This window comes from Roseomonas sp. BN140053, from assembly GCF_047690175.1.
Taxonomy (GTDB): domain Bacteria; phylum Pseudomonadota; class Alphaproteobacteria; order Acetobacterales; family Acetobacteraceae; genus Roseomonas.
Genome location: NZ_JBLLEB010000053.1, coordinates 1 through 25010, shown reverse-complemented (window position 1 = coordinate 25010; position 25010 = coordinate 1). Strand labels below are relative to the sequence as shown.

The following is a 25010-nucleotide window of genomic DNA, read 5'->3' as shown; positions in this document are numbered from 1 at the left end:
GGAGCTGTCCGAATAGTACTGCTGCTCACCGTTGGAGCTGTTGTACCGCCCCCCCCAGTACAGCTGCGTCTTCCAGGTCCCGTTGCTGCCATCAGGTGACGAGGTGAACGAGTTGAACTCGTCATCGAAGGTGAGACGGTAGCCCTGAAGGTTGAGCAGCGGAGGCATAGTATGTCGTTCCCAACCCAGAATTTGTAGCGAATCTAAACAATAAGATTATATTAGTGATTCACTTACCCGGCTAGCCCCGTGTTTGTGGGTTCGAGTAACAAGTTGAGCAGGTCGCTCCCACCGCCTCGTGGTGGGCCCGGATGGTGGTGCCATCGAGAAAGGCCATGCCGAGCTTGAGGTCCTTTTCCTGGGCCAGCAGCAGGCGCTCCCACGCGCCGAGGTGGGCCCAGCGGATGAAGAGCTGGAGCGCTGGCTGTCGCCGTTCCTGGAGGCTCTGGGGCATCCGGCACGGCGGGCGATGTGCCCGCTCCACGTGGCAGGGCTGATCGGGCCGGGTGAGCGCAAGAGCGTCCAGCCCCGAGCGTCTGGACTTGGCGAACCGCCTGCGGCTCAGCAGTTCGGCTTCGAGTGTCGAGAAGAAGCTTTCGGCAATGGCGTTGTCGTAGGCACCGCCGACCGAGCCCATTGACGGTCGTACGCCCGCCTCGCCGCAGTGCTTGCCGAACGTCACGGACGTATACTGGCTTCCCTGGTCACTATGATGGATGACGTCTTTGGGCCGACGCTGTGCGACCGCCATCTCCATGGCATCGAGCACCAGCTCCGTCCGCAGGGGGTTCGTCATGGTCACCGCGCCGGTCTCACGGGCAAACCAGGCCGCGGCTTTTGACAAAATGTCGCGCTCCACGCGGAGCTGCCTGTTCTCGCGTCGCAGCCGCGTCAGTTCGTCGCGCTCGGACGCTGACAGCCCCGGAACTGGCGTGAGCAGGATCGGGGCTTGGTGTCCCGCCTCGATCGCCCGAGCGAGCGTTTCGCTGCCCGCGCGCCCTGCCCGCCGGGTCGCGGCCGTTCAAGTTTCCACGCCCGATATCACTCCCTACCGTCCGGCATCTTGGTCCCAGAGGGGCCGCCACACGACGGCGAACCACATCCGGATGACGCAAAGCCAGACCAACGGCTTCGCGCGTTCAAGGAGGGTTTTCAGGGGGTTCCCCGTCAGCCTCAGGGGATGCCAGACTGGCACATCCTCCGGCTTCACGGGGTGCCACAGCGTGTTGCGGTAGGGTAGGACCTTCTGCGCCGGGCGGAACACGAAAGAGCCCGGGGAATGGGAGTAGGTCTTAGCCTGCGCGAAGTAGAAGCGGTTGCGGTTTTCCGGCCGAACGTAGGAGCCGTGCCCACCGATATCCTCCACGCACATCCCTTTCTGGGCCGCGATGCTCGGCACCGTGATCTCGTAGTGGCCACCCAGTCCCGCCTGATAAGCCTCGTGCAGGGCCTGGAGCGCCCGTCGGCTCAGCCGGCAGATGGGCAGGAAGCCTTTGAGCAGGTTCCCGGGTGTCCAGTTCAGTTCCGCCGGCGTCATTAGCTTCGGGTAGGACAGGATTGTTCGCTTGTACGGCACGTCCGCGAGCGACGTGATCGTCGTGGCGAGGACGTCGGCCTCGCTCTGCCGGAAGTGCTCGAAGAAGACGCTCCATCGGCCCTCCCAGTGCACATCGTATTCCACGAACCAATAGCGGTCGTATTCGGGGCGCCGACGCGCCAGTTCGAGGAACACGAGATCGAGGTTGCCCGCCATCTCCCAATCCGCGACCTGGCACTTTTCCGGGTAGCCCGGCCGCAGCAGGTCCTCGAGCGTCACGTGCACGAGTTCCTGCCCGGCCATCCCCGGCGTGCTGGGGGCCGGGCCGTTGCTGCTGAGCAGGAACAGGACATCCATTGTCGGCGGTGCTTCACGGCGCAGGCGCTCGAACACGGCACGGACGGGCTCGTTCAGAACGTGGCTCACGAGCGTGATGCAGTCCCGCATGGCTGATCTATGTCCCCGGAATAGGAGGCCAGCATCGCAGACCGGGTGAGGCTGCCGCGCATCCCGGACTGGGCTGGCCCCGCTCGGTGAAGGGTCGAGAGGTCGGCGCGCAGCGGCCCTCATAGAGCGGCGGGCTGCTCGTGGCGATGTGGACGGTGGTTCCGGCGACATCGTGGCGACATCGTGGCTGCGCCTCCGGCAACTACGACGGGCGAAGCGACCGGGGGGCGCCCCGGTCGTGCCGCAGCGCGGGCGGGGTCGCGCCCCACGTTCCGGGCCGGCTCCGTGAGCGATGCCGCCGGTGATGTCACGGAACGTTGCCACATGCGTCGGTTCCGTCCGGTTCTGGCCCGTGGCAGCGCAAAGCGGCGCGCCGGAACTGGTGGTCCGACCAGGGGCGGGACGCCGTTTCGCGCACCGGCGCCCAGGGGTGGTCAGTGCATTACGAGACTTCCCCTGGGAGAGCAGGCAACGCCGCGGAAGAACGCGCGTACGGAAGCGTACCGTTCTGAGTGCCGGAGGAACGAAGCTCAGCCAAACTTGTCTATCTTTCGCGAAGAACGGACATTACGTATAATTATAGGCATCATGATCCAGAAAAGAATGAAGCGAGGTTCCCAGCCAGTGACCCCGGGCAGCCCCGGACGCTGATGCTGCCGTTCGCCCACAGCCCGGCCGCGGCGACGCCATTCCGCGTCGGGATTTCCGCGGACGAAGCTGTCCCCCACGAGAACTGGCTGACCGTCCAGGAGCGAGCGCTCGCGGCCGCGCAGCGTCTGGGTCTCACCGCCATCCTGGGAGAGGCAGGCACGGGCAAGAGCCTGATGCTGCGCGGGCTCGATCTGGCGATCGCGGAGTCCGGCGGACGGACCTGCTACGTCGCGGGGTCCGCGCCGGAGATCAGCAGGACGGCGGACGTCGTCCTGATCGACGACGCTCACCTGCTGCCCGCGCGCGCTCTGGAAGCTCTCGCCAAGTCGCGGCGTGCGTGCCTAATCACCGGTCCGCCGAACCTCTCGATCCTCCTGGACCGCTTCCGCCCCGCCCCCCTGTTGCTGCGCCTCAGGCTGCTGGCACCGGAGGAAGTGGCCGAGTTCGTCGCCGTGCAGCTGGAGCGAAGCGGGCAGCCCGCGGACTTGCTGAGCAGCGGCGCCATCGCCGCGCTGGCGCGTAGTTCCGGCGGCGCGGCGCGTGAGTTGCAGTACCTGACGGGGCTGGCGGTCTTCCTCGCACGCCTCGTCGACGCACCGCATGTCAGCGCGGCCCATGTGGCGGAGGCGGTGCTGATCCGGGACGGCACGGAGCTGCGCGAGAACGAGGTCCTCCCGGAAGGCGACCTGCACGAGCTGCCGGCGCCGGCGCTCCGCTTGGCCGAGACCCGCCGGGCGGATGTGGTGCTTCGCTGGCCCTCGCGCGATGCGACCGTCGCCCAGCAGCGCAAGGTCGTGCGGCATCGGAGGGTAGTGGCGGGGCTGTGCGGGGTCGCCGTGCTCGGCGGGGTGGCCGCGCTGCTGCATTTCAGGGCGGCGGAATGGGTGCCAACCGGCCAGAACCCGGAGGCTCCCACGCACCGAACGCCGACCGCGTCCGCCGCCGTGCCGCCTCTCCTTTCCGAGCTGCCGCTTCCGCGGGTGCCCGATCTCCCGCGCGCCTCGTCGCTGCCGGCCTTGCCGGAGCTGTTGCCGCCCGCCGCGGTGGAACCGCGGGTGGCGTCAGCGCCAGCTTCGCTCGACCTATCCGGGACCTGGCTGGCCACGGCGCCACCGCCTCCCTCCCTGGGGGTCGCGGCGGGAACACCTCCGCTCCCGATCCCGGCGCTGCCGCCGGTTCCGGTGGCGGCAACAACGTCCCTGGCCGTTTCGGGAGCCACCGTTCCGCCCCTGTCCTCAGACCCTGCCAACGCTGGCGTGACGGAAGCGGCGTCCCCGCCGCGCTTTCCCGCCGTGCAGGACGTGCCGCGCCCTGCCAACCCAGTGCCCGTACCAGACGATGCGCCCGCGCAGTTCACGCAGTCGGGCGGCGTGGCCGGCGGCGGCGGCGTTTCCGCTGCGGAGGCCGCGGCGGCCAGCGGCCCGAGCCTGCCGGCGCAGGCGATCCTGCGCGTGACCATCACTTTCATGTCCGGCGACGCCGGCGCTGAGGAACGGGCGCGGCAGCTGGCGCGCACCCTGCTGCGGGCAGGCAACGTTTCCGCTAGTGCCCTGTCCGTATCGATGCCACCGCGTGAAGGCGGCATCACCTACTTCTTCGAGGAGGATGCCCCCGCCGTCGCGCTGTTCGCCCAGGATTTCGGCGCGGGCTTCGGCGCGCCGCGCCTCGCACTTAGGGTGCCGCCGCCACGTCCGGGCACCGTGAACGTCGTGCTCGCCCCGTTGGCCCCGCAAACGTCTAGGGGGCGGCGCGCCAGTGCACCTTGATCCATCCCAAGGAGGCCAAGAAATGCCAGCAAGAACGATGCTCGTCGCCTCCGCCCTGCTGTTCTGCGGTCACGTGGTCGGCAGCCAGGCCCAGACTGCCGCGCTCGCCTCCGAACAGCCGGCGGCGGCCCCTGAGCCTAGTACTGTATTTCGACCTGGACAGCACGTCGATCCGCCGCCAGGACGTCGCGCTGCCGGATCAGGCCTCGCGCTTGTGCCGTGACGACAACCCACTCGTGATGGTGGTCAGCGGCGCGACGGACAGCGTGGGCTCGCCCGAAAGCAACCTCATCATCTCGCAGCGGCGGGCCCTCGTGGTACTGCGTGGCCTCGTCGCCCGCGGGATCCCGGCCAAACGCTTCCAGGTGCTCGCGAAAGGCGGAACGGAACCAGCGGTTCCTACGGCGAGCGGCGTTTCCGAAGGGCGCAACCGGCGGGTTGAGATCACTTGGCGATGATCCGGCGCGCGTGCTGGGGGATGCTCGCCTGCACCGCCCTTGCAGCGGGCGCGGCAGGCTCCGTGCTGGCCGGCACGGGTGCGGAAGGCTGGGCTTCCTACAACGCCCAGGACTACGAGAAGGCCGTGCATCTGTGGCTTGAACCGGCGGCGGGGGGAGATGCCGAAGCGCAGTTCGGTTTGGCGCTTGCCTACGACCTCGGCCGCGGCGTGCCCGCGGACTCTCTTGCGGCCTGCGCATGGTACCGCCAGGCCGGTCAGGCCGGCATGGCGGTGGCCGCGTTCAACGTTGCCGTGATGTACGGCAACGGCCGATGCGGCCCACGCCGGGCGGAAGAGGCCGCCACCTGGTACGCGCAGGCAGCGGCGCGCGGCTACGCGCGGGCGCAGTACAACCTGGGCCAGATCTACGCCGCCGGCGACGGCGTCCCGCGCAACCCGGACCAGGCAATCGTGTGGTTTCGCGTCGCCGCGGCCGGTGGCATCGCTGCCGCCCTGGACCGGCTGCCCGCCGCGCCGCGCAGCCGGCCGGACCAAACGGGCGAACTCCTGCCAGTTCAGCCGGTGACGCCGGACTACACCGTGTCGGTGAACAACCGGGGCGGCAGCCTGCCCATCGCCTTTATCTGGACGGCCCGGCCGCAGCCCGTCCCCACACGCTTCCTGATCGAGGTCTTTTCCCTCGACGGGCCGGAAATTCGCGAGGTGCATTCCCGAATGCTGGACGAAACCGCCACGCTGGTCCCACTCGCGGCTAGGGCCGGGCGCTACGCGTGGCGCGTGCTGACGGTCGGCAACAACCGTCACTACGCGACGAGTACCTGGCAGTGCTTCGAGACAGCTCCGGCGGAGCGGCCGTGATGCGCCGGATCCTTCTCGCCCTGAGCGCCGTGCTGCTGCCCGGCACCGTGTCCGCCGCCGACGCCTCTACCGCGGTGCCGGACGGCTCCGCCTGCCTCGCGGCGATCAGCGCGGTGGAACGGGCCTCGCGCCTGCCGCCCGACCTCATGCGGGCAATCGGCATCCTCGAGAGCGGCCGGCTGGACGCGGCCACCCGTCGGGTCGCTCCCTGGCCCTGGACCATCAACGTCGCCGGCACAGGCCACTTCTTCGAAACCAAGGCCGCCGCCATCGCCGCGGTGGACGCGGCCCGTTCGGCCGGCGTGCAGTCCATCGATGTAGGATGCATGCAGATTAACCTCCTGCACCACCCGGCCGCCTTCGCCTCGCTGGATCTGGCCTTCGACCCCGTGGCCAACGTGACCTACGCGGCGCGCTTCCTCACGCAGCTGTTCCAGCAAACCAGCAACTGGCACCGCGCCGCCGCCGCCTATCATTCCTCCACGCCGGAGATCGGTGAGCCCTACGGCGAGCGGGTCGCTGCGCTCTGGCCCGCCGCGGCACGCTACCGCCCCCCGCCGGGCCCCGCGGCAGCGGTGCGCGACCTCGCCAGGGCGGTAGACCCACACGACATCTACACCCCCGAGTTCCGCGCCCGGCTCCTCCGGGACGCGGCGGACCGGGCGAACCGCATGGTGGAGCTTCGCGGGCCGTCGCTGCGCGCCCGGCTGCAGGAGCAGCGCCCCGCCTCCCGCGTGGCGGATGCGGGGCGCCCGACGCAGGATGCGCTGACCCGGTAAGAGCCGCGTCAGCGGCGCTGCCAGACCCGAAGATAGTCCACCGTGTAGTCCCAGTTGGCTTCGTTCGCCTGCATGCCCGCGAGGTTCACTCCGTTCAGCGTCATCCCGATCTGGTTGGTAATGAGGATGTGCGCCGGCGGAGCGTTCCAATGGTAGCGGGTCTGCTTGATCCGCCGCCCGTCGAGTAGCCAGATCGGCCGGTCCCGTTCCCAGTCCAACGCGAAGACGTGGAAGTCGGCTGAGAAGTCGATGCCGGGGTCGTAGCCGTCGCGGCTGAACAGCGTGAAAAGGTCGCGAGGATTGCCGAACTCTGCCGGCCTCCCGGCATCCTGCACCCGGCCTTCCAGGATGCGGGGGACGGTCCGGCCCTGCCATACGTAGAACTCGAAGATGTCGATCTCGGGCGGCCAGGGAAGTTCGGAGAAGCTACCATCGCGTCCCTCGACGCCGGGATTGAGCCAGAAGGCCGGCCAGACCCCCAGGCCGCGTGGCAGCTTCGCCCGCATCTCCACGTACATGCCCGGCGTCACGGGCAGTAGCGCGCGCAGCATCCCGGACTCGATGCCGCCTGTGCGCAGTCCCCCGCCAGGCGGGATGCGCCCCTTCAGCACCAGGGTGTCATCCAGGAACACGTGCAGGGAGCGTGGGTCGCCCTCCGGGTAGTCGCGGTGCCGGGACCAGTAGGTCGGCAGCCCATCCAGGCGGCCCCCCTCGTAGATCAGCCGGAAGCGGAACTCCTCGGCGAGGGCGGCCATGTTCCGCACGGTGGCGCCGGCCCGGCTGCGACCGAAGCTCCAGTCCTTCACCAGGGCGAAGTCGCCGGTCGCCCCGACCGGGACCACCGGCGCAGCCTGGGCCGGGAGGGCAGAGGCCAGCGTCGCACCCGAGGCTGCCAGGAGCGCTCGCCGCCGCACTGCTCAGAACCGCCGCTCGTACACGTTCACCACGTCCCCGGGCGCGATGAAGGAGCGCGGGGTGATGCGGCCCTCGACCGCTTCACCCGTGGTGGTCCGCACCACCGAGGCATATTCCTGGAAGCCGCGATAGGTGAAGCCGCCCGCGACGGCCACCGTGGTCAGCATGGTCATGCCGGGTTGGAAGGGGTACTGGCCGGGCTTGGCCACCTCGCCGAGCACGAAGATCGGCCGATAAGCCAGTACTTCGACGGAGACGCTGGGGTCGCGCAGCAGGTTGCGGCGACGGAGTTCCCCGGAGATGCGCGTGTCGAGCTCGCTCGAGGTCAGCCCGGCAGCCTCCACGCTCCCCAGGAGCGGCAGGGCGATGCGGCCCTGGTCGTCGACTCGGAACTCACCGGTCAGCTGGTCCTCGCCGAAGGTGATGATACGGATCTGGTCACCGCTGCCGAGGGTGTACCCCTTGGTGGTGTAGTCCGGGATAAAGGCCAGGTCGCGGCCCGGAGCGCAGCCGGCGACCTGCAGCGAGAGGAGCAGGAGCAGGGCGGCAGCCCCGTGGCCGGGTGATCGGCGGCGTGCCCAGAACCGGGTGATACTGGCTTGGAACATCGTTGGGTCTCCGGCAAACGATCATCGTGTTGGGTCGAGGCCGCATCCCCCGCCGACGCTGCGGCGCAGGACGGTTTTGGGGAGCGACCCGTCAACGGCAAAAGGCCCTGTCCAATTTTGGGCCGTCCGTCCAGCCTCTGGACACAAATCTCGCGCGCGCGCGAGACGATCCTCCGTGTCGCGCGATCACTTTGACGTATGCAGGCCCGCCGACGCTGGGCCGGATGCCTACAAGAACAGCCGCAGCTGCAGGAGGAAGCGGTTCTCGGAGTAGCTGGACCCGAACTGCTGATTCTGGAACATGCCGAGATTACCGTTGCCGTTCGACCTGCGGCCGGTGAAGTCGTAGTTCGCGCCGAGGCGCATGTTGCGGTTGAGCAGCACGGTCGCCCCGGCCCCGACCCGGTACAGCAGCTGGCTGCCGCTGCTCCCTGAGTAGTCGCCCGAACGCAGCTCGGCCCGGCCTTGGAACAGCACGTTACGCGTGTACTCGTAATCGGCCACGAAGCGGACCGCCGTTTCGGTGAAGGCCGCCGTGGCATCATCCGCCGAATCCTGTACCCGCCGGCCCACCGTGCCGGTCAGGGACACCAGGGTCGTGGGTGTCCAGATCGCGGTCGCCTCGACCACTGGTGCCTGGATGGTCTTGTAACGGTCGCTGCGGAAGCTGCGGTTCTGGTAGCCCGCCAGGACCCTGAAGCGCAGCAAGGCTAGGGCGTCGTAGTCCACCCCTGCCAACACCGCCACGTCGCTAAAGTCCCGGCTGACCATGTCCTCCGGGCGATCTGTGTAGAGCCCATGCGCGTTCCGCACCACGAGGACCAGGTTGCGGCGCGGTGCCAGCTCGTATCCCAAGGTGATGCTGGGCGTTACCACGACGCGATTGCGGTAGCTCTGCTCGTAGACCACACCGCCCGCCGTGCCGTTGTCGAAGTTGTAGGACGCGACGGAGAGCGTCGGCTGCGCGAAGAGGCGGTTGAACGTTGCCCGGTAGCTGACCACGCCCGTGTCGACGCGGAAGGCGAGCGACTCGTCGAGCTGCGGCACATCCAGGTCCCGCACCGTCTGCGTCAGGTTCTGGTGGGAATACGATGCCGTGACCGTGTCGCGCCCGATGTCGTAGGCGCCGTCGATCGATGCTGACCAATTCGTAAAGGATTGCGCGGATTCCTGGAGGAAACGCTGATCATCCACGGTGACCGCGGCATTCAGGCGGTGGCGGGACCAGTTCGACTGGGCGCGCAATGCGGCGCTGGTGGCGATCAACGCGCTTCCGCGGCCGTCACGCGTGGCGGTGGCGTTGTCGGTGTAGCCGACGCTCTCCGTCAGCTCCGGGCGGATCATGAAGTTGCCGACCCGCACGCCCAGGCTGGAATACTCGGAGCGTTCACGTGACGCGACGGTAACCCCGGGCTCGGCCGCCACCCCCGCCACGTCCCGGGTGATCAGCTCGTCGAGCAGTGCTTGTGCCCAGACCGCCCTGCTGCCGATGGCCAGGCACCCCGACAGGAGCAGCACCAGGAAGCATCCGCGACTCACGCCCGACATCCGCGCCATCCCAGAAAAAGCCTTCTTCCGACTCCATGGCGGCAGAGGAGGCCTGCTAGACTTCCGAAACCACGGTTCCCTGGTGGCAGAATGCCATACCCGATTGCAAGACGCAGCACGATATTGAGTTGCCTCCGCCCCATCCGTCACTATAAGGCTCCCGCTCAGCATTTCCGTGGATGCGGGAGGAGATGCGCATCGCCCAGGACGGGCAGCAGCGATTGAGGTGCAGCGTGAAGATCGTCAGGCGAAGCGCCCTCTGCGGCGTCCTCATTGCGCTCGCTGCCGGACTCGGAGCAGCCATCACGGCCAGGGCTCAGGACGTGGCGGCCGAGCGTCGCAATGCCGGCCGCCAGGTCGTTCAGGCCTGTGCGGACTATACGCGGCGGTACTGTCCCGCGCTGGCGGAGCGCCGCAGCCCTTCGGCACAGTCGCAGGTGATCTGCCTGAAGCACTATAAGGCGAACCTGTCGCTGGCCTGCCGTTCCGCCGTGAATGCTGCAAGCCAGTAAGCTGCATTCCCGGGTTTCCGGAGCGAGCGAGGCGCCGGGCTTCGACAAGCGTGTCCTCGCGCTGGTCGGCGCGATCCTTTGTTCCTGCCTCTTCTTGCAGCGCTTCGGCTTCCCGGCCGGCGCCAAGAACGCCAGCATCGTGGGACCGATCGGCATCGGTCTCGCGGGCTGGGGCCTGCTGTCCGGCGTGTTCGCCTTCGACAGCCGCAGGCTCGTCATCTTCCTGGCCCTCACCTTCTGCGCGGTTCTCGGTGCCGCGTGGCATGCCGTCAGCCCGGGACCATTCAGCACGCCCCTGAACGTGCAGTCCATTTCCCAGTTCCTGCTGCTGACGGCCTTTGCCACCCTGACTTTCTCCGAGCCCGTGGACGAACTCCGCTTCTTCCGCCTGCTGAACTTCCTGTTCATGCTGGCGGCCGCGGCCGGAACACTCCAGTTCATCGCACAGTTCGCGGGAATCAGGATCTTCGCGTTCACGGGCTTGTTGCCGGAATCCATCCTGTTCGAATCCGGCTACAACCTGCAGATCTTGGCCGGCGTCGGCGACCTGCTCAAGTCGAACGGCTTCTTCCTGGTGGAGCCCTCGGTCTTCTCGCAGCTGATGGCCTTGGCGCTCATTGTCGAGATCCTGGCATTCAAGCGTCTTCCCTACCTCGCCATCTTCGTCACCGGTTTGCTCCTGTCCATGTCGGGAACCGGATGGATCGTGCTGGCCACCTTCGTGGTCGCCGCCGTCTTCAGCATGGGCGCCCGAGGCGTGGTTATCGCAGCGGCGACGGTCGCTACCCTGGCGGTGGCACTCGCGGCCGGCCTGCTCCTGGCGCCGGATCTGGCCCTGGCGATCCAGGATCGCATGGACGAGTTCTCACGGCCAGGAACCAGCGGCCACATGCGTTTCGTGACGCCGTTCTGGGTGCTGAGCGACATCATCAGGGCGGAACCATCGGCCGCACTGCTCGGCATCGGCGCCGGGGCTAGCGAGCAGCAGAACCTCGTCTACAGCTACGACGTTAACACCCCGGTCAAGATTATCCTGGAATACGGCGGGCCGGCCTTGATCGCCTACATACTGCTGTTCGTTGTTGGGCAGCGCTCGGCCATTCAAAGCGCGCTCGTCGCGCCGTGCCTTGCATTGATCTTGTTCACGGGCGGTTACCAGCAATTTCCGCCGATATTGTTCCTGGTGATGATGCTGACGAGCGTTGCCCGCTTACGCCGTGCCTAAAAATGCCGATGCGAAATGCCGAACGCTTTCGCGAGTTCCGGAGAAAGCGGGATTGCACCATTTCGGGGCCTGATCCCTGAGAAAAAGGCCGGACTTCCATCCAGGCAGCAAGCAGGAAATGCTCGAGCTGTGTTCTGGACTCCGTTCCACCCAACGGCCACAAACCGCCCCTTCCGTGGCATCCGATCGGCAATGCAGGCTTCTCGGTCGAGAGCTTCCAGCTGGAGATCCCATCATCACCAACCCTGACGGCCCTCCCCAGATACTCTGCGTCATGCGGATTCCCCCCGACCTGGACGGCCATGGTGGCTCGCAACGTGCTTGGCACCTTGTGCAGGCCCTGCGCCCCCATGGGGAGGTGCACTTTGTCCTGGTTTTCAGGGATGCGGACTACGATTGCGTTTCCACGTCCCTCGCGCCGCTGGAACCATTTGTGCGCTCGATTACGCGGATCAACATCAAGGGTTGGCAGGGAGTCCAGGGGCGCAGATTCGGGTTCGTTCCAGCAGGCCTGATCAACATGATCAAGATGCGCAGCCATGAAGTCCCGCAGTTCTCCCGGGAAGAGGTCCGGAGCATCACTGCGCGCCTGCCTCTCCTAAATCCGGACATCATTTTCGCCGGCCGTCTCTGCTCCGCCCTCATCACGCAGGCCGCGGTCGACAAGACGCTTTTCGCCAGCGCGGTCCGCCTCGTCGATTTCGACGACGTCATGTCCAAGTTTCGCTTTCGCCAAGCACGAAGCAAGGACGCGAAACTCCGCTTCCAGGGCCGGGTGCTCGCCGAGATCGACGCTCGGATCATCGCGCACGGTGAGCGAAAGGTGGCTCGATCGTGGCACGGCGTCAGTGTTTGCACGGACGAGGACGTGCAAACGTTGCGGGTTGATTATCCCGACGCCTCCATCGTCAAGATACCCAACGTGATTGACCGGAACCTTCTCCCGGAACGACCGGCTGACGGTAAATTCAATGTCCTGTTCGTGGGCAATCTCAGCTTCGCGCCGAACATAGAGGGATTGCGCCTGTTTCTCGATCAGGGATGGCCGATCCTGTTGGGATCACATCCGCAGGCGCGGTTGAAGGTGGTGGGAATCAACCCCTCGCCGGATGTTCTGGCACTGGTCGAGAAGCATAAGCTCGATCTTCACGCCAATGCCCCGACGCTCCAGCCATTCTACGAGAGCTGCGACGTGGTCATCGTACCGATCCTCTACGGGAGCGGCACCCGGATCAAGATACTGGAAGCCATGGCTTATGGTCGCCCTGTGGTTTCCACGCCCCTGGGTGCGGAGGGGATGGAGCTCGAGCATGGCCGCCATCTCCTGCTCGCCGACACGATGTCGAGCTTCGCCGCGGTCCTTGGGAGACTCGCGGAGGATCCGGCTCTCGGCCGCGACCTTGCCGCGCAGGCACGCGAGTTCCAGCAGGAGCGCTACACGCCATCGGCCATCAACGTGGCGATGGCGGAGCTGATCGAACGTGGCACGGCGAACGCGTCGCGCGAACGCGCGGCGCTCGATGCATGACAGTACAACCCCCTCGGCACGAGCCAGATGAGGAGGCCGCCGCCTCCAGGAACCTAAAGAGCGCTTCGGCGAGCGGCATCGTCATCAACCTGACGTCTCAGTTCGCCTTGTTCGGCCTGCGGCTCGTGTTCCAGATCGTGCTCGCCCGCTTCCTGCTTCCCGGGGATTTCGGCTTGGTCGCCATGGTGGCCCCGGTGATCACTTTCGTCGGGATGTTCGCCGACCTGGGCTTGTCCCAGGCCACGGTCCAGCAGAAGAATATCAGCCAAGAACAGCTCAGCTTCCTGTTCTGGGTCAACGCTACCGCCGGCCTCATGCTGGCCGGGCTCTGCGTCGCTTGTGCCGATCTGGTGGCCGGCTTCTACGGCGATGCCAGGGTCGCCAACATCATGATCGTGTCAGGCAGCCTGCTGTTCGTGACCAGCCTCTGCAGCCAGCACCTCGCCCTCCTGAACCGGCACCTGCGCTTCAGGGCCCTGGCAATCCTCAACTTGGTCAGCTTCTTCTGTGGCGCCCTGGCCGGCGTGGTTTCGGCAATCCTAGGCATGGGCTACTGGGCCATTATGATGAACCAGGCGGTGTTTTCCATCACCATCGCCGTGCTCGCCTGGTCCGTCAGCCGCTGGCTGCCCGGCCGCCCCGCGCCGTTCGCGTCGATGAAGCCGTTGCTGCACTTCAGCAGCGACGTCACGAGCTATCGCTTCGTGAACTTCTTCTCCCGCAGCAGCGATAGCGTCATGCTGGGCCGGTTTGCCGGTGAGCACGCGCTGGGTCTGTACGACCGCGCGATAAAGCTGATGCTGCTGCCGTTCTTTCAGTTCGCCGGCCCCTTCACCAGCGTTGCCATTCCGCTCCTGTCGCGAACTCAGGACCAGCCCGAATTCTACCGTCGCGCCTTCTCGCGGATGCTGGGAGCCGTCGTGCTGCTGATCTATCCCAGCCTCATCTTCATGATCATCAACAGCTACGACCTGACGGCGCTCGCCCTAGGACAGCAATGGGTGGAAGTCGCCCCAATCTTCATGATCCTGGGCATCGACGCCTTCGTCGCCCCTATCGGCAACAGCATGGGTTGGCTGTTCATAAGCCAGGGACGCACACGGGAAATGCGGAACTGGGGCATCCTGACATCGGTGCTCTTCGTCGCGTGCTTCGCCATCGGTCTGAGCTGGGGAGCGAAGGGCGTCGCTGCCGGCTACGCGGCTGCCGGTCTACTGGAAATGTCGTTCCTGTGGCGGGTAGCGACCCGTCGCGGCCCCCTGCGCGGCCAGGACCTCTTCTCGGCCGTGGCGCCCTTCCTGTTCGCCTCCCTGATCACCTTCGGAGTGATGTACGGCGTTCTGTCCGCACTTCCCGCGGGGATCCTGGGACTGCTCCTGAAAGCCGCGGGTGCCTACGCGGTCTTCGCGGCGGCCCTGGCCGTGCTCCCGGGCGGACGGCGGGCCCTTCGCGACTTCCTCGACCAAGCGCTTCAGCTGGTCGCGCGTTTCCGCTCGATGTGACACGCAATGCGTTCTGGGAGAGTGGCCGGGCGGAAAGGCACGCGGCCGCTTGGCCCGGCCCAGGAGTTCGGGCTTAGCGTGCCATCCGGCGCCGCAAGCGACCCGTGATGCGGCGAAGCAGCAAGGGCCAAGTGCTCGGGTGGCGCAGAATGATGCCTGCGGCCGCGAGCCTGCGTCCGGTCTCGGCATAGGTCTTCTGAGCGTCGATGTAGTGTATCATCACTTGGTACTCACGCTCGCGACGTTTCAGCAATGCCGCGAGTTCGAACTGCCCGTTCTCTTCGACCTGCTTCAGGAAATAGGCGTTCGCCTCGATCGTGCCGCGATAGTTGTAGCGCCAGGCGCCGTCGCCCGTGGTCGTCCAGGTGCGTGAGAGCGGCCCGAAGGGCAACGTCCAGTCGTAGAGCGGCCGGCTGACGAGATAACCCTTCCCTCCCGCAGCGAAGAACTGCAGGAGGTGGTAGAAATCCTCGCCGAGCTTTAGCCCTGGCTGGTAGCTGAGGTCGTGCTCACGGATAAAGGAAGCCCGGATGACCGGCTTCAAGATGCCGAAGCTGAACTCGGCGGACGTGTCGGCACTGGCCATGAAGTCGCGTAACGTCACGACGCGGTCCGGGGCGGTCGTCGGAAAGGCGGTAAGCACGATCACGCCTGCCGCCTCGTCGATGTGGTTCTGGTTGTCGGCCACCATGTCCACGCCTTCCCGCTCGCCCGCTTCCAGCAGAACCTGCAGGCGCTCCGGCTGATACCGGTCATCGGCGTCGAGCGTGGCGATCCACCGCCCCTGGGCTGCGGCGATGCCGGCGTTTCGCGCGACCGACTGGCCGCCGTTCACCGGTTGGGCGATGACCCGGATGCGAGGATCCAATCCCGCGAGATCCTCCGCGACGGCCAGCGTGTCGTCCCCGGAACAGTCCTCGACAATGATGATCTCGAAGTCCTGCTCCGATCCCCGCAGAACGGATTGCACCGCGCGCGCCAGGGTGCCGGCCGTCCTGTAGGCCGGGATGACAACGGACACTTTCGGCGATTTTTCGGGGATCATCGGCGTGGCCTCGTCGTGACGTTCTGAGTACCCGTGCCACCCGCGCGGCGCGGCGATGGGCGAAGATCCCAAGAGCTTTGCAGGGTGTACGTCCGTGGGAACGGCAGCGGGTTCAAGGGTGTGGATCGGCGTGGCATCGTCGGCGAACCGCGCTCGCGGAGTTCGCCCGCGTCACCGCGGGTCCGGCACTCGCCTGTGCCGGCCATGGCATCGGCTCTCCGTGGCGCCCGCCCCTTCTTCCGGCAAGTTCCACCTGTCGGCACGCTTCAAGTGGGTGCGGGGAGGGGAGATGGGGGTTGCAGGGCCGGCGCCGACGGCGCGGCACCGCGGAGCAGATAGGTGCTGAAAGCGCCCCCCCCGGTACGGCGGATCGTATAAAGGGACCGCTTTGCCGGACCGGCGAGGTGCAGCGCGCCGATAGGCTCGAACGGGGCGTAAGGCTTGCAGAACGCCTGCGAGGCATCGTTCCACATGGGAATTCCACGGTCGCAGATCCAGTTGCACCTCGGGTCCAGAAAGCGCGCGGGCAAGCGCCGCGCCGCGCCTGCCGGTCGGGAGTGCAGCGCATGGTTCAACGCGAACTGGTCGTGCGGCACCAGGGCCTTCGTACGCCGAATCGCCGCTTCGTACCGCGCCGCCCAGGCCGCCCAGTGCGGAGCATCGTTGCGGATGGCGAAGAACCCGGCATTCAGGTGACGGCGTGTCAGCAGGTAAGCGGCGTTGAAGGGGCCGTAGCCGAGGATGAAGTGCTTCGTCGTCCAGCCGAGAAGCCATGGCTGGAACCGATAGCCCTTCTCTCGCTCATGGGCGATTGCTATGCCGCAGTCTAGCGCGCCTTCGGCGTACTGCGTCAGCACCGCGAGGTCTTGCAGCCAGACGTCCGAATCAATCCAGAGATACACGTCGTAGCCCGGGAAGTACTCCGGGAGGAAAGGGCGGGCCAAGAACGACAGCAGGGCGGGAGGGTAATCGCCTGAGTTGAGCCCGAAATGGGCGTGCGGTGCCACCACCATGGCGTCCTTGCGCTGCAGCCAATCGCGATCCGAATGGGCGAGGCCGATGTCGAAACAGGCAAGGTGGACGTTGTCTGCGGCGAGCCACGGCTCAATCGAGCCGAGCATGTCCTGCAGGAAGCCGAAAAAACGCGTGTCGGATGCACTGACGATCAGGATCCGGCACTTCGGCGCAATCTGGGAGCTGCGTTCCATTGTGGCGCCTGTCATGGGGTTGTCACCGAAGGTCCCGTCGCCTCCGCTTGCAGCCGTGTCGGCCGCGGATCGTCCAGGAACTGCGCAATCGGTCCAAGGCTTACGGTACCTCGTTCCCTTCCCACCGGTACAGTGCTGGGCTCCTTCTGACGACAATTCGATTGTCGCGGTGTTGCGCTCTACCTGTCCGCAGGACGTTAAGCGAACTGTCCTGAGCCCCGCCAGCGTCGTTTCACGATGACAAGCGGGTGTGCCGCGAACGCCAACACAGGCTTCCCGGTACGATTTCGCACGTCACACTGTGCGCTGTCGGAAGCGCCACGCAGTCTCCTGTTCACATATCTGCGAACTCTGTGACTGAATAGTTGAAATAGTGATGCAAAGCTCATTATGTGAGACATGACAGCTGGCCGTTCGTTCGGAAGCCACAAAAATTTCGACATAGATCGGAAAGTATTCTGGAGGGGTTGTCGTCCAATCGTGCTCCAACGCCGTGCTTCCGGATCCCAGATCATGACGCTCGCTTCGCCCTCGCCGATCCACCACGCGGAGCTTCCTCGTAACATCACCGACTATACCAGCCTGCCACCGCGCCTGAATGCGCGGCATGCCGCACGGGCGTGGTGGTACGGTGTCACGGTCGGCGCCGCCGACCTATCGGCCGCGGTGTTGTGCCTCGCGATTGCTCTCCTCGCGGTATGGCCCTCCACCGGAGGAAGCGAGCAGTCCCTGCTGGCAACGGCGCGGGCGTCCCTAGCCGTGCCGGCTGTACTGCTGGGCGGCGTCATGGCGCACCTTGCGGCGGGGGGGCATTATTCCCGGCGGATTCCGTTCGGGGACGAAGTGAGGCAGCTAATGCTGACGAGCTTCGTCGGACTGCTGTGCCACGCTGCCGTTCTGCTGATGGTCGCCGACAGTGCGTCGTGGTGGACCTTGCCGATCCTCTGGTCGTTGTTCCCGGCCTGCGCGCTCGCGCTGCGTTCGCTCGGCCGCTACGCCCTCGCCCTGACCGGTCGCTGGCACATGCCCGTGCTCATCGTCGGCGAGAATGCGGCGGCGCAGAGCGTGACCAGCGCCCTGCTCTCCGATTCCAGTCTCGGTTACGATGTCGTGAGCACGATCCGGCCATCCGACGTGAGCGGCCGGCATTGGCGCGGGGTGATGAACCGCTTCCGGGCGGAACTGCTGGTGCTCGCTCCCGGGAACCAGGGAAGGCCCGATCGCCTCGTGGCCGAGGCGCTGATGCGCGAGCGCATCCCCTTCACGGTGGCAATGCCCTTTGATGGCCTGCCGGTGGTCGGTGCGACCCGGACAACCCTGTCCAACTACGACTTCGTGGCGATGCACTACAGGAACAATCTGTCGCGTCCCGTCTCGCGCGCGGTCAAGGTGGTGTTTGACGTCACCGTCACGAGCCTGGGGTTGCTGCTGCTGCTGCCACTACTCGCGATCATTGCCGTGCTCGTGAAGCGGGATGGTGGCCCGGTGTTCTTCGCGCATACCCGGATCGGCGCCTCGGGCCGGCCGTTCAAGTGCCTGAAGTTCCGTTCCATGGTGCTGGACAGCGACGCGGCGCTGCAGCAGGTCCTGCGGACGGACCCGAAGGCCAGGGCCGAGTGGAACGAGACGCAGAAGCTGCGCGACGACCCCCGCATCACCTGGATCGGCCGCTACCTGCGCCGCACGAGCCTGGACGAGTTGCCACAGCTCTTCAATGTGCTCCGGCTGGAGATGAGCCTCGTCGGGCCGCGGCCTATCGTGGAAGCGGAGGTGGCGCGCTACGACGCCGATATCGCCTACTACTATCAGACCCGCCCCGGGCTGACCGGTTTGTGGCAGATCAGCGGCCGTACCGAGACATCCTATGCACAGCGCGTTCAGTTGGACAGCTGGTACGTTAAAAACTGGACTTTGTGGCACGACCTCGTCATTTTGCTCCGGACTGTGCCGGCCGTTCTTAAAAGCCGAGGTGCCTACTAAGGTGGGCCGCTGCAGCGTTTCCCCTTCTCCGATCCGGAATTGATGCAATGAGTTGGCTCAGCCGGCTGTTCGGCCGCCGTCCGCCTCCCTTGCCGCGTGTCCGGATGCCGCCGAGCCGCCTGGGGCAGCCGGAAGGGAGCAGGCTGCTGCCCCTCGGCGAAGCGTTCACGCCCACCCAGCCGAAGCCCAGTCGCCGGCAGCAGGTCCGCCGTGCCGCCGAGCTGCAGCGCATCCTGCAGGCCCTGCAGGAAGACCGCGCGCACGTCGTCCTGTACTCCGAGCGGGGTCGGGGCAAGACCTCGCTATCCAACTTGGTGACCGAGGGGTTGCGCCGCAGCGGCACGATCGTTGCACGCTACACCTGCGAAGCTGGCAGCACCTTCGATACGATCTTGCGCGGCCTGGCGAGCGACCTCCCGAGTTCGCTACTGGCCCCCGGCCTGCAGTCGGACCAGGCGGAGGGCTGCGAGGCGGCCCTGCCATCGGGGCCGTTGCGGCCGCGGGATGTGCTCACCCTGCCGTCGCGCTTGGCGCTGACGCGGCTGGTCTGCATGGTCGATGAGTTTGACCGGGTCGAGGATGTCGGCACGCGTGTCCAATTGGCGGACACGATCAAGCAGCTCTCGGACCGGGACGTTCCCTTGCTGTTCGTCATCGTGGGCGTGTCCGAGAACTTAGACCAGATCCTGGGCCAGCATCCGTCCATCCAGCGCAACGTGCTCGGCGTGCATCTGCCGCTCTTCTCGGATGGCGAGATTGCCCAGCTGATCGTCCGCGGTGGCCGGGAGTCCGGCTACGTCTTCTCTCCCGCCGCCGTCGCCCGTGTCACAGTGCTGGCGCGGGGCATTCCCTACATGGCCCAGCTCCTCGGCCTGCGCCTGACCCAGGCGGCCGCAGCGCGCGGTGACACCAACGTGTCCGAGGAAGATTTCGACGCTGCCGTCACACGCTTGCTCGGCGATGCGAGTTCCAGCGTGCTCGGGCTTTACGCGTCCCTGACCAATCACGGTCGCGACCAGGAGATGGTGGCGGTGCTTCGCCGTATCGCCAGCGCCATCCAGGACCCATGGGGCCGCCTGATGGTCACCGTCGAGCCGGGAGGCAGCGTGATGATCGGGGAGCGGCGCGTCTCGGCGGAGGAATGGGCGCGGCTGGAAGAGAGCGAGGTCCTGCAGTCCTGCGGTCGGGGATCGGGGCTCTACACCTTTCGCGAACGGCCACTGATGCACCACGTCCTGCTGCTGGCCGCCCGGGACGCTGCCCTGCCGCGCGTTTCCTGGCCGGCCGAAGCGGCCGTGAACGCGGAAGCAGCGGTGCCCTCTGCTCTCATCGCGAACCGCTGAGATGCCGCGCCTTTCCGCTTCGCGCCCCTTTGTTCGGAGTCCGTCATGGACATGCATGTGAGCCAGCCTTTCGCGCCGGCGCAGCGGATGCCTACCCTGGGCGCGATGCAGCTGGTGCGCGTGTTGCGGCGGAACCTTTGGCTGGTGATCGGCTGCGGCATCGTGGCCACCGTCGGCGCTTACGCCTACGCCCGCACGCTGCCCAAGACCTACACCGCCAACAGCATCCTCACGGTGGAGGGCGACCGCTTCGCCATCCCGGAATTGCAGGGCGCACTGCGGAGTGAGAACGCGCCCGATCCGATGCCCTGGGTCCGCACCGAGGTGCAGGCCCTGACGGCACGGCCGCTCGTCCAGGGCGTCGTCAACGAACTGCGCCTCAGCGATAATCCCGAGTTCAATCCCGCACTCCGCACTCCCAGCCTTCTCGACCACGCCAAGGACATCGTTCGCTCCTGGCTGCCGTCCTCCTCGTCCGGCGAGAACGCCGGGGCCGGGCCTGACGAGGCCGTGCTCAACGGCGTGAGCCGGGCCTTAAGCATCTTCCAGGACAACCGCAGCCTGGTGATCTCCGTGGCCTTCACGGCACAGGATCCCCGTCTGGCCGCCGCCTTCGTCAATTCCCTGGTAGAGAACTACGTCCAGTCCCGCGCGAAGCGCCGGGTGGACGTGAACCAGGGCGCGAGCACCGCTATCACCGAGCGCGTCGACCAAGTGCGCGAGGACCTGAACGCACTCGAGCAGCGGATGCGCGAGATGCGGGAACGGGGCGAGATGATCGGGCTGCGCGCCGGCAGCGTCGGCCAGCTCCAACTGGAGGAACTCACCACCGCCGCGGCGCGCGCCACCTTGGATCGCGGATCGATCGAGGCGAATTACCAGCGCGCCACCGAGCTGCTGCGTCAGGGCTCTTCCGACGCCCTGGCCAGCGTGCTGGGCTCCACGACGATTTCGCAGCTGCGCGAGCAGGAGGCCACGGCTGGGCGTCGCCTGGCGGAGCTGTCCTCCCGCTACGGCGCCGGTCATCCCAGCGTGCGCAGCGCCACGGCGGACCTGCAAGCGGTGCAGCAGCGGATCGGCCAGGAAGCGCAGCGCATCGTCGCCTCCCTGGGCACGCAGCTGCGGGTGGCGCGGCAGCACGAGGCGGACATCCAGAAGCAGCTGGAGGACGCGCGCCGGACCGGCGTCGTGGCTGCCAACGCGCAGGCGGAGATGGCGCGGCTGCAGGAGGAGGTGAACACGCGCCGCGTGCTGTACCGAACCCTGCTCGAGCGCGCGCAGCAGACCGTGCCGCAGCCCGTCGGGGCGGAAACGCCTGACGTGCGGGTGCTGAGCCCGGCCTTTCCGCCCGGCGATCCCTCCGGCCCCAGCATGAGGATCGTCACCCTGTCGGGCGGGCTCAGCGGCGTGCTTCTCGGCTGCCTCCTCGCGCTGACCCGGACCCGCGGCCTGGCCGGGAACACGGCAGCAGCCGGCGGCGCAGAAGCGGCCGGGCTGCCGGTCCTGGGGGCGCTGCGCCGCGCCGCGCTGGGCAGCGGCGGTGGCGCCCTGGCCGCGCGCGTCCTGGCCAAGCCGTCCGGGCCGGATGCCGAGGTCATGCGGAGCCTGCGGGGGAGGCTGCGCTTCGCCGGCGGCCGGAAGGTGCCCCGGACCGTGCTGTTCACCGCTGCGGCGAAAGGTGCGGCGGGTGTCGCCCTCGCCTTTGCCCGAGTGGCCGCGATGGATGGCGAGCACGTCCTGCTGGTGGAGGGAAATCTGCAGGCGCCCGGGCTGAGCGGGCTGCTGGGGAATCCCCCACGCGGGCTATTCCAAGTTCTCGATCACCGGACCACCTGGCACGAAGCCCTGGTGGGCGACGAGGTCGGCCAGCTGGATCTCCTGCTGGCTGGCCAGGGCGCACGCGGCGACCACGCCCTGCTGTCCGGGGTGGAGCTGCAGAATTTGCTCGTGGAAGCCCAGGACACCTATGACCTCGTGGTGCTCGAGGCCTCGCCCGCCTCGATGCCGGCAACGGCGGCGGTGGCGCACTGCGTCGACGTCGCAGTGCTGCTGGTGGACGCCAAGGCGCCGACAGAAGCGACGCAGGGCATGGTTGGCCAGATCGCCGCCGCCACCCGGGCACCGCTGGTCGCCGTCACGGCAAGCTGACCATGACGGTTCTCCTCGCGGCGACGCTGCTGCTCGCAGCCGTCGTCTTCTTCCTGCTGGCGGCGCATCCCTTCGTCACCTACCCCGCCAGCCTACGCCTGCTGGCCCGCCGGCGGCCGCGCCCGATCCAGCGGAGCACGCCGCGCGGCACAGCCGCCCTGTGCCTGTGCGCCTACAACGAGGAATCCGTGATCGTCGCCAAGGTCACAAACATGCTGGCGATGCGCGAGGCGGTGCCGGATCTGGAAATCCTGGTCTACGTCGATGCGGCGACCGACGGTACGGCGGCGCTGCTGCAGGACTACGCCAATCAGATCCGCTTGGTGGTTTCGCCTGAGCGCCTCGGCAAGACGCACGGCATGAACACCCTGGTACGGCTGACCCGGGCCGACTACCTCGTGTTCAGCGATGCCAACGTGACTTTCGCAGCGGATGCCCTGCCCCGCCTCCTTGCCCCCTTCGGGGACCCCGAGGTGGGCGCCGTGTGTGGCCACCTGCAGTACGCGGCGGAGAATGGCAGCGCCACTGCGGCCACTGGCCTCCGGTACTGGCGCCTGGAGGAAGAAATCAAGGCGCTGGAAAGCGCTACGGGGTCGGTAATGGGAGCAGACGGCTCCATCTTCGCCATCCGGCGTTCGCTGCACTGCCCGCCGCCCGCGGACCTGATCGACGATATGTACGTGTCGTTGATGGTGCTCTGTCAAGGCGCCCGCGTGGTTCGGGCGTCGGATGCCATGGCCTTCGAGGAAGCCGTGTCCCGGCCGGCGGAGGAGTTCCGGCGCAAGGTGCGGATCGCGTGTCAGGCCTTCAACGTCCACCGGACGCTGCGGCCGCGATTGCGGCAGTTGGGCGCCGTTGATCGCTATAAGTACGTGTCGCACAAGCTGCTGCGCTGGCTAACCGTTTACCTCTTGGCGGCTTCTGCGCTGTGCCTCTTCGCCGGCCTCGCGGCAGCCGGTGCTGGGTGGCTGTGGGCCATTCTCCTAGCGCTCAGCGCCGTAGGAGCAGCGCTGATTTGGCAGGCCCGTCGCGGTCCCCTGGCGTCCCTGCGCGACATTCTCGGGGCCTTCCTCGCCACGGGAATCGGCGTTTGGCGTTCGTTGCGCGGGGATCGCTTCCAGACCTGGAGCCCCCCCGCATCGGCGCGCCTGTCGTCGACGATGATGCTTCCCGGCGCCGGACCCGCAAACTGATGCGCGTTTCCCTGGTCGACCCGTCCCTGTTCACCCTGCCCTACGACCGCGCCCTCGCCCATGGCCTGATGCAGGCGGGGCATGACGTAACACTGCACGGGCGCCTTCCCGGCCCGGATGACAGCGAGGCTGGGGATGTCCGGCTGGTGCCGGATTTCTACCGCGCCTCCAACCATCCCTTGATGGCCCGCTTCCCGGCGCCGCTGCGCCTCGCCGTGAAGGGGCTGGACCATGCCTTCTCCATGACGCGGCTCCTGCGGCGTTTGCGGCGGGAGCGCCCGGACGTCATCCATTTCCAGTGGCTACCCTTGCCGCTGGTGGACGGACGGTTGCTGGCGGGCTTCCGAGCCCTGGCACCGCTGGTGCTGACGGTGCACGACACCAATCCCTTCAACGGCGACCCCACGGCCGGTCTGCAGCGCCACGGCTTCCTGCGCTGCGTAGAGGCTTTCGACCGGGTGATCGTGCATACGGCGCAGGGACGGGACAGGATGCGGCTTCAGGGCATCCCGGCGGAACGCCTGGTGCTGCTGCCGCACGGCCTGCTCGCGCCATTGCCGCCGGCGGCGAACGATCCGATGCGAGGTCGCCTGACCCTGACCCTCTTCGGCAAGATCAAGCCCTACAAGGGGGCGGACCTGCTGATCGAGGCCTTCGCCGGACTGCCCGGCGAGTTGCGGGACCAGGCCCGGATCCGCATCGTCGGCAAGCCCTACATGGACCTCGGCCCACTGCATCGGCTGGTGGCAGAGCACGACCTCGCCGGGCAGGTGTCCATCGAACCACGCTTCGTCAGCGACGAGGAGATCGGCGAGCTCTTCACGGCCGGGGTGGTGGCCGTCTTCCCTTATCGGGAGATCGAGGCCAGCGGCGTCCTGCCCTACGCGCTCTCCCATGGCAGGCCGGTCATCGCATCCAACCTGGGCAGTTTCGCGGAAACCTTGGTGGAAGGCGTGCAGGGCCATCTTGTTCCGCCCGGGGACGTTGCGGCTCTACGCACGGCGATCGCGCATCTCCTGCAGGATCGTGCCTTCGCCGCCGCGTGCTCGGCGAGCGCCTGGACCACGGCAGACCAGACCCCGGACTGGCGGACCATTGGCCAGCAAACAGCGGACACCTACCGGGCAGCAGGCGAGGTACCGGGCGGCGTTCTGCCGGTTCTCGCTTCCTGAGCCGACTCACCGGTGTCGGTCTGCGGTGCGGAACGCGACCACAGCGATGCGTCCAGGGGCAGGGGGGGCTCGACATGCTGACCGCGACAGTGCCGACTCCGAAGCGGACGTTTACCGACGCAACGCGAGCCGAGCGGCTTCCAAGCATCCCAACAGGGCTGCGAAGCCGCTTTGCCTTCCCTCCGGTTCCAGGCTTGGTCAGACGATCAGCCAGATGACGAAGGCGATGATCGACCAGAGGAACACCGTGATCGGCGCAGCGACTACCAGCCCGCAAGCAAAGGACCTGTGGTGCTCAGCATGCGGCGCGCGGAGGATGGAAGGCTTCGAGACATGCCGAGTGCCTAACGGTGCCGCAAACCTGTTTTCGGCCGATACATGCATCCCAAATGCCCTTCTCCCGGCTTCTTCTAATTAAAACCATTCTCTTAAACAAACGTTAACGGCCCTTAGCAGGCCCCTGAGCCTAGGGTGTGTGACTGAAGTGAGTGATGGGCTGGGTGTGATGGGGGTTTTCTGGCCGTGCCACTCTGAAAGTGTTCGACGCTTTCGGGGATGGCACGGCCATGACCAGGTCCAGCCTGG

At 66.9% G+C, this 25010-nt stretch carries 19 protein-coding genes and 2 pseudogenes; 14 read left to right on the top strand and 7 right to left on the bottom strand.

Features of this window, described 5'->3' with window-relative positions; all coding sequences use genetic code 11:
* Window positions 1-358: 358 nt before the first annotated feature.
* Window positions 359-544, top strand: a pseudogene (locus ACLIBK_RS23945) (hypothetical protein); the annotation flags it as partial.
* Window positions 545-547: 3 nt separating this feature from the next.
* On the opposite strand, the pseudogene ACLIBK_RS23940 reads toward ACLIBK_RS23945, so the two are convergent.
* Both ACLIBK_RS23940 and ACLIBK_RS23935 read right to left on the bottom strand, forming a co-directional pair.
* Window positions 548-859, bottom strand: a pseudogene (locus ACLIBK_RS23940) (DDE-type integrase/transposase/recombinase); the annotation flags it as partial.
* A 189-nt stretch (window positions 860-1048) separates the two neighbouring features.
* Window positions 1049-1984, bottom strand: a complete 936-nt coding sequence (locus tag ACLIBK_RS23935; RefSeq protein WP_415389822.1) for a hypothetical protein — start codon at window positions 1982-1984, stop codon at window positions 1049-1051.
* Window positions 1985-2634: 650 nt separating this feature from the next.
* Between ACLIBK_RS23935 and ACLIBK_RS23930 the strand changes: the two genes are divergently transcribed.
* The 4 genes from ACLIBK_RS23930 to ACLIBK_RS23915 are packed head-to-tail and all read left to right on the top strand — an operon-like array spanning window position 2635 to window position 6498.
* Entirely contained in the window at window positions 2635-4401 is a 1767-nt protein-coding gene (locus tag ACLIBK_RS23930; RefSeq protein WP_415389821.1) for a hypothetical protein, read from the top strand.
* Window positions 4398-4859, top strand: coding sequence for an OmpA family protein (locus ACLIBK_RS23925; RefSeq protein ID WP_415389820.1), 462 nt, complete (start codon window positions 4398-4400; stop codon window positions 4857-4859). Before ACLIBK_RS23930 ends, ACLIBK_RS23925 begins: the two co-directional genes overlap by 4 nt.
* A complete protein-coding gene (locus tag ACLIBK_RS23920) occupies window positions 4856-5719 on the top strand; it encodes a tetratricopeptide repeat protein (protein WP_415389823.1) in 864 nt (287 codons plus the stop codon). Before ACLIBK_RS23925 ends, ACLIBK_RS23920 begins: the two co-directional genes overlap by 4 nt.
* Window positions 5719-6498: a lytic transglycosylase domain-containing protein gene (locus tag ACLIBK_RS23915; protein ID WP_415389819.1), complete on the top strand. Its 780-nt coding sequence runs from the start codon at window positions 5719-5721 to the stop codon at window positions 6496-6498. Before ACLIBK_RS23920 ends, ACLIBK_RS23915 begins: the two co-directional genes overlap by 1 nt.
* A gap of 8 nt (window positions 6499-6506) precedes the next feature.
* On the opposite strand, the gene ACLIBK_RS23910 is transcribed toward ACLIBK_RS23915, so the two are convergent.
* From ACLIBK_RS23910 to ACLIBK_RS23900, 3 genes are all read right to left on the bottom strand, one after another.
* The gene (locus ACLIBK_RS23910; protein WP_415389818.1) at window positions 6507-7340 is read right to left on the bottom strand and encodes a family 16 glycosylhydrolase; all 834 of its coding nucleotides are present in this window, start codon (window positions 7338-7340) and stop codon (window positions 6507-6509) included.
* A 75-nt stretch (window positions 7341-7415) separates the two neighbouring features.
* A complete protein-coding gene (locus ACLIBK_RS23905) occupies window positions 7416-8021 on the bottom strand; it encodes a polysaccharide biosynthesis/export family protein (RefSeq protein WP_415389817.1) in 606 nt (201 codons plus the stop codon).
* Window positions 8022-8249: 228 nt separating this feature from the next.
* A complete protein-coding gene (locus tag ACLIBK_RS23900; protein WP_415389816.1) occupies window positions 8250-9539 on the bottom strand; it encodes an outer membrane beta-barrel protein in 1290 nt (429 codons plus the stop codon).
* A gap of 221 nt (window positions 9540-9760) precedes the next feature.
* Here ACLIBK_RS23900 and ACLIBK_RS23895 point away from each other — a divergent pair, with 221 nt between their 5' ends.
* From ACLIBK_RS23895 to ACLIBK_RS23880, 4 genes are all read left to right on the top strand, one after another.
* Window positions 9761-10081 (top strand): hypothetical protein, encoded by a 321-nt coding sequence (locus ACLIBK_RS23895; protein ID WP_415389815.1) that lies wholly within the window; start codon window positions 9761-9763, stop codon window positions 10079-10081.
* Window positions 10065-11306, top strand: coding sequence for a hypothetical protein (locus tag ACLIBK_RS23890; RefSeq protein ID WP_415389814.1), 1242 nt, complete (start codon window positions 10065-10067; stop codon window positions 11304-11306). The genes ACLIBK_RS23895 and ACLIBK_RS23890 overlap by 17 nt, the downstream gene beginning before the upstream one ends.
* A gap of 274 nt (window positions 11307-11580) precedes the next feature.
* Window positions 11581-12834 (top strand): glycosyltransferase family 4 protein, encoded by a 1254-nt coding sequence (locus ACLIBK_RS23885; protein WP_415389813.1) that lies wholly within the window; start codon window positions 11581-11583, stop codon window positions 12832-12834.
* Window positions 12831-14336 carry a lipopolysaccharide biosynthesis protein gene (locus ACLIBK_RS23880; RefSeq protein WP_415389812.1) on the top strand — a complete coding sequence of 502 codons (1506 nt, stop codon included), beginning with the start codon at window positions 12831-12833 and terminating at the stop codon, window positions 14334-14336. The genes ACLIBK_RS23885 and ACLIBK_RS23880 overlap by 4 nt, the downstream gene beginning before the upstream one ends.
* A gap of 73 nt (window positions 14337-14409) precedes the next feature.
* On the opposite strand, the gene ACLIBK_RS23875 is transcribed toward ACLIBK_RS23880, so the two are convergent.
* Together ACLIBK_RS23875 and ACLIBK_RS23870 are read right to left on the bottom strand one after the other, a co-directional pair.
* Window positions 14410-15381, bottom strand: a complete 972-nt coding sequence (locus ACLIBK_RS23875; RefSeq protein WP_415389811.1) for a glycosyltransferase family 2 protein — start codon at window positions 15379-15381, stop codon at window positions 14410-14412.
* 266 nt (window positions 15382-15647) lie between these two features.
* Complete coding sequence (locus ACLIBK_RS23870) at window positions 15648-16589, bottom strand: hypothetical protein (RefSeq protein WP_415389810.1); 942 nt, start codon at window positions 16587-16589, stop codon at window positions 15648-15650.
* A 513-nt stretch (window positions 16590-17102) separates the two neighbouring features.
* Here ACLIBK_RS23870 and ACLIBK_RS23865 point away from each other — a divergent pair.
* Genes ACLIBK_RS23865 through ACLIBK_RS23845 form a run of 5 tightly spaced genes read left to right on the top strand, consistent with a single transcriptional unit; the run spans window position 17103 to window position 24425 of the window.
* On the top strand, window positions 17103-18569 hold the full coding sequence (locus ACLIBK_RS23865) for an exopolysaccharide biosynthesis polyprenyl glycosylphosphotransferase (RefSeq protein ID WP_415389809.1): 1467 nt from the start codon (window positions 17103-17105) through the stop codon (window positions 18567-18569).
* Window positions 18570-18616: 47 nt separating this feature from the next.
* A complete protein-coding gene (locus tag ACLIBK_RS23860; RefSeq protein WP_415389808.1) occupies window positions 18617-19912 on the top strand; it encodes an AAA family ATPase in 1296 nt (431 codons plus the stop codon).
* Window positions 19913-19957: 45 nt separating this feature from the next.
* Window positions 19958-22060 (top strand): GumC family protein, encoded by a 2103-nt coding sequence (locus tag ACLIBK_RS23855; protein ID WP_415389807.1) that lies wholly within the window; start codon window positions 19958-19960, stop codon window positions 22058-22060.
* A 2-nt stretch (window positions 22061-22062) separates the two neighbouring features.
* Window positions 22063-23253: a glycosyltransferase gene (locus ACLIBK_RS23850; protein ID WP_415389806.1), complete on the top strand. Its 1191-nt coding sequence runs from the start codon at window positions 22063-22065 to the stop codon at window positions 23251-23253.
* A complete protein-coding gene (locus ACLIBK_RS23845; protein ID WP_415389805.1) occupies window positions 23253-24425 on the top strand; it encodes a glycosyltransferase in 1173 nt (390 codons plus the stop codon). The genes ACLIBK_RS23850 and ACLIBK_RS23845 overlap by 1 nt, the downstream gene beginning before the upstream one ends.
* Window positions 24426-25010: the final 585 nt, after the last annotated feature.